At 74.4% G+C, this 4,284-nt stretch carries 3 protein-coding genes and 1 pseudogene; 3 read left to right on the top strand and 1 reads right to left on the bottom strand.

Features of this window, described 5'->3' with window-relative positions; translation table 11 throughout:
• Positions 1-726, top strand: a 726-nt coding sequence (locus GA0115242_RS26850; RefSeq protein WP_141721760.1) for a PP2C family protein-serine/threonine phosphatase, incomplete at its 5' end; no start/stop codon positions are given.
• Between the two features lie 55 nt (positions 727-781).
• Here the strand turns inward: GA0115242_RS26850 and GA0115242_RS26845 are convergent.
• Positions 782-2,272 (bottom strand): DNA-binding protein NsdB, encoded by a 1,491-nt coding sequence (locus GA0115242_RS26845; protein WP_093832861.1) that lies wholly within the window; start codon positions 2,270-2,272, stop codon positions 782-784.
• 235 nt (positions 2,273-2,507) lie between these two features.
• Here GA0115242_RS26845 and GA0115242_RS26840 point away from each other — a divergent pair, with 235 nt between their 5' ends.
• Together GA0115242_RS26840 and GA0115242_RS26835 are read left to right on the top strand one after the other, a co-directional pair.
• Positions 2,508-3,644, top strand: a complete 1,137-nt coding sequence (locus tag GA0115242_RS26840; RefSeq protein WP_093832859.1) for an aminoglycoside phosphotransferase family protein — start codon at positions 2,508-2,510, stop codon at positions 3,642-3,644.
• Between the two features lie 276 nt (positions 3,645-3,920).
• Positions 3,921-4,284 (top strand): annotated as a pseudogene (locus GA0115242_RS26835) (N-acetylmuramoyl-L-alanine amidase); the annotation flags it as partial.

Here is a 4,284-nt window from a genome sequence, read left to right as displayed (position 1 = left end):
ACCCCCGCGCCCCGCCCGTCGGCCGCCCCGCAGCGGCTGCCCCGGCAGGGCGCCCCCGGCCGCTCCCCCGGCGGACCCGGCACGCTGGACGTGGCCGTGCACGGAGCCGCCTCCCCCGACGGGCTCCCGATCGGGGCCTGCTGGCAGGACACCCTGGACCTGCCCGACGGCGGGACCCTGCTCGGCGTCGGCGACCTCACCGCTGACACCGCCCTCGACTCAGGCCCCGCACTGCTGCTGGGCGCCCTGCGCGCACTGGCCCTGGCCGGCACCGCACCCGGCCACCTCCTCACCCTGCTCAATCACGTGCTCGACACCACGTTGCGCCCCGCCCTCGCGGGCGCCGTCTGCGGCCGGTACCGCCCGGAGACCCGCACCCTCACCTGGGCGCGGGCGGGCCACCCCGCCCCGGTGCTGTTCCGCGACGGGACGGGGCATGTGCTGCGGGCACCGGCCGGGGTCCTGCTGGGCACGGCCGCGGACACCGTCTACGAGCAGACCGAGACCACCCTCGAACCGGGTGACCTGATCCTGCTGCGCACCCCAGGACTGGCGCCGGACCCCACCGCCACCGGCACCCCGGACCGGCTCCTCGCCCTGGCCCCGCTGCTGAGCGCGGCGGGCACGGCCGAGGACTGCGTACGGCTGCTGGCCCGGGAGCAGGACGCGTCAGGACCCGCGGACCACGGATGCGCCCTCTTCGCCAGGGTGCCGGGACAGCCCTGACCCACCGGACGGCGGACGCGCCGCCCCGGTACCGCTCCCACGGCGCACGGACCCCCTATGTCCGTGCGCTGCCCGCGCCCCGCACCTGTTTCGGCAGTGCCAGCCTGATCTCCTCCCGCAGCGGGCCGATCTGCGCGTGCGTGGAGTACGCGGACGTCAGCCGGTACATCTCGCGCAGCCGGTCCCAGGTCCGGTGCGAGGAGTTGGAGCCCATCGCCGCCAGGGCCAGCCGGGCGTACCGGTCAGCCTGGTCCGGGTCGTCGGCGATGAAGCAGGCCGAGGCCATCGACAGATAGTCGAAGATCTTCGACCGCTGCCGCCCGTCCACCCGCAGCGCCAGCGCCTTCCCCGCGTAGTACTGGGCGTGCACCGCGGCCGACGGGTCGTGCTCGGCCAGCGTGCGGTACGCCAGCGCCTGCATGCCGTAGAGGTCCTCCTCCTTGAAGTTGAGCATCCAGCTCGGCGGCGGCACGTCGCCCCGGTCCGCGACGAAGAGGTCCTCCGCCCGGCCGAGGGTGCGGCGCATCGCCTGCCCCTTGCCCATCGACGCCTGTGCCCAGGCCTCGATGGTGTGGAGCATCGCCTGGGTGCGCGGCAGGACCCGGTCCCCCGCTCCGGACCTGGCGAGCTTCATCAGGTCGAGGGCTTCGTCGGGCCGTCCCAGATGCACCATCTGACGGGCCGCGCGGGAGAGCGCCTCGCCCGCCCTGGGCAGGTCGCCGCCCTCCCGTGCGGCGTGCGCGGCGATCACGAAGTACTTCTGCGCCGTGGGTTCGAGGCCGACGTCGTGCGACATCCAGCCCGCGAGGACGGCGAGGTTGGCAGCGACGCCCCACAGGCGCCGCTGGAGATGGTCGGGGTGGCGGTAGGAGAGGATGCCTCCCACCTCGTTGAGCTGGCCCACGACTGCCTTGCGCTGCAGCCCGCCGCCGCGGGCCGCGTCCCAGGCCCGGAACACCTCGACCGAGCGCTCCAGTTCCTCGATCTCCTGCGCCCCGATGGGGGCCGCCTCGTAGCGGTCGAACCCAGCGGGGTCGGCGTGCAGGGGATCGTCGGAACGGGGGGCGTCGGCGGCGAGGGCCGGGTCGGTGTGCAGCCAGTCGTACATGGCGCTGGTGAGTGCGGAACCCGCGGCGAGCGCGGCACTCGCGCCCACCAAGCCGCGTCGGTTGAGCATGAGGTCCATTCCCGTGAATTCGGTGAGGACCGCGGCAGTCCGTCCGGGCGCCCAGGACACGTCGTCGGGATGGTCGACCGTCCCGCCGCTCTGCCGTTTCCCCGCACGCCCGTGCCGGACCAGACCGAGGTCCTCCATGGTCACGACACGGCCGAGACGCTCGGTGAACAGAGCCGCCATCACCCGCGGCACCGGATCGCGGGGGATCTCCCCCATGTCGATCCAGCGCCGCACCCGGGAGGTGTCGGTCGCCAGCTGCGGATGGCCCATGGCCGCCGCCTGCCGGTTGACCAGCCTCGCGAGTTCCCCCTTGGACCAGCCGGCCAGGCCGAACAGGTCCGCCAGGCGGGAGTTGGGTTGTCCGTTCACGTCAAGCCCCCAGGTTCTCGGCTGAGTTGACACTAGCCCGGTGAGGGTTGCCGGGCGACTATTCGCCAGGGTTCGCCAGGGTTCGCCAGATGGTGTGCCACGGGACACCGGGTGTCAGGTAGGAATGCGCCACCCCGACCCGGTCGCCCCCGGGGGCACTCCCCAGGGTGCACCCGGACGGCCGGGCCGGGCAGCGCGTTGACGTCGCAGGCACACGAAGGGATCTGTTTCGCCCATGTACTCAGCATCATCCTCCGTGTCCGCCCCACCCAGGCCGCTGCACCCCCGTCCGGCGGGCGGCCCCTACCTCGACCCCGCCGTCCGTCCCAACCCCGCGCTCGGGGCCGGTCGGACGCGGCGCGTGCCGGGGCTCGGCACCCAACCGCTCAGCGGGAGAATCGACTTGTCCGGCCCCCAGGGCGCCCAGTTGCGCGCCGCGCTCGCGTCGGTGCAGCGGATCTGCCCGGAGTTCGCGCCGGTGCAGGTCCTGCGCCGCAGCGGCCGTTCGGTCCTCCTGGTGGGAACGACCGGACGCAGCACCGCGGTGGCCAAGTGCTTACTCGATCACTCCCCCGTCTGGTCCGAGCGGATCCGGCACGAGATAGCGGCCTACCGCTCGTTCGTCCGGCACCGCCCGCCGGTGCGGGTGCCGAGGCTGATCGCGGCGGACCCGGACAACTGCACGCTGGTGATCGAACGGATGCCCGGACGGGTCGCCGCGCTCCAGCGTCACCCCCTGGAGTCACCCCCGCGCGCGGACATCAGGGCGGCGCTGGGTGCGATCTGCCAGCTGAACGCCTGGCGGCCGCCCGCGGGCACGTTCGGCGCGCCTCTGGACTACGCGGTCCGCATCTCCCGCTACCACGAGCTGGGGCTGCTCACCGACCGCGATCTCGGTGACCTCCAGAAGCTCCTGCACGGCATCGCCCACGCGGCCGGACGCCAGGGCATGGGCCAGTTCTGCCACGGGGACGCGCTGCTCTCCAACATGCTGCTGTCGCCCGCGGGACCTGTCCTGGTGGACTGGGAGCACGCGGGCTGGTACCTGCCGGGCTACGACCTGGCGACCCTGTGGGCGCTGCTCGGGGACGCGCCGATGGCCAGGCGCCAGATCAGTCAGATCGCCCAGACCGGCGGACCCGCCGCGCGGGACGCCTTCCTGGTCAACCTGATGCTGGTGCTGACGCGCGAGATCCGCACCTACGAGACGGCGGTCCAGCGGTCGCTCCAGGACCCGGCGCCGTCCGCGCCCGCCGCGGCCCACCCGAACGGGGTGCCGTCCGGTGAGGAGCAGCGGCTGCTGCTGCGGCGGCTGCACGACGACTGCCAGATGGCCCGCCGGGCGGTGCGCGCGGCGGTCGGCACCCGCTGACCCGGGGGACGGAGAGGCCGCGGTCGCGCCGGGAGACGGCGCACCGCGGCCCTCGTCGTTCCCGGGTCAGCGCGGGGTCCGCGGCGGCGCCAGTGGTGTACTCCGGTGACGCCGCGCAGGCCCGCGCGGCCGCGTCACGAAACTCCCTCTCCCCCGTGTTGACGAGGGAATTCCGCTCCCCCTGGGCATGATTGACGGATCGTCCGACAGCCGGTACCACTGAGCCACGCCCGGCCCGCACGCCACGCCCGTCCGTTCCAGGAGCAGGAGCCCGCATTGCGACGACCCGCCCCCGACCCCACGTCCACCTCCGGCAGACGCGCGCGCGGAGCCGTCGGCGCCCTCGCCACGGCCGCGCTGCTGCTGCCGCTGCTCGGCGCCGCGCCGCCGGCCGCCGCCGGGTCCGCCTCGGGTCGGCTGCAACTGGCGTTTGCGTCGGCCGCCGCCGAGTACCACGTGCCGCAGAGCGTCCTGCTCGGCGTCTCCTACCTCCAGTCCCGGTGGGACACCCACGCCGGGGCGCCCAGCGTCAGCGGCGGCTACGGCCCGATGCACCTGACGGACGCGCGCGCGGCGCTCGCCGCCGTCTCCTCGCACCACGACGAGGGCGCCGAGGACGCCCGCGGCGACAGCGCCCGCG

Source organism: Streptomyces sp. SolWspMP-5a-2 (assembly GCF_900091845.1).
In the GTDB taxonomy this organism is placed as follows: domain Bacteria; phylum Actinomycetota; class Actinomycetes; order Streptomycetales; family Streptomycetaceae; genus Streptomyces; species Streptomyces doudnae.
This window is presented reverse-complemented; position numbering and strand designations above follow the sequence as displayed.

Bases quoted from the DNA above. Each gene is read 5' to 3' on its own strand.
- GA0115242_RS26840 (WP_093832859.1), top strand. From the start codon at position 2,508: ATGTACTCAGCATCATCCTCCGTGTCCGCCCCACCCAGGCCGCTGCAC.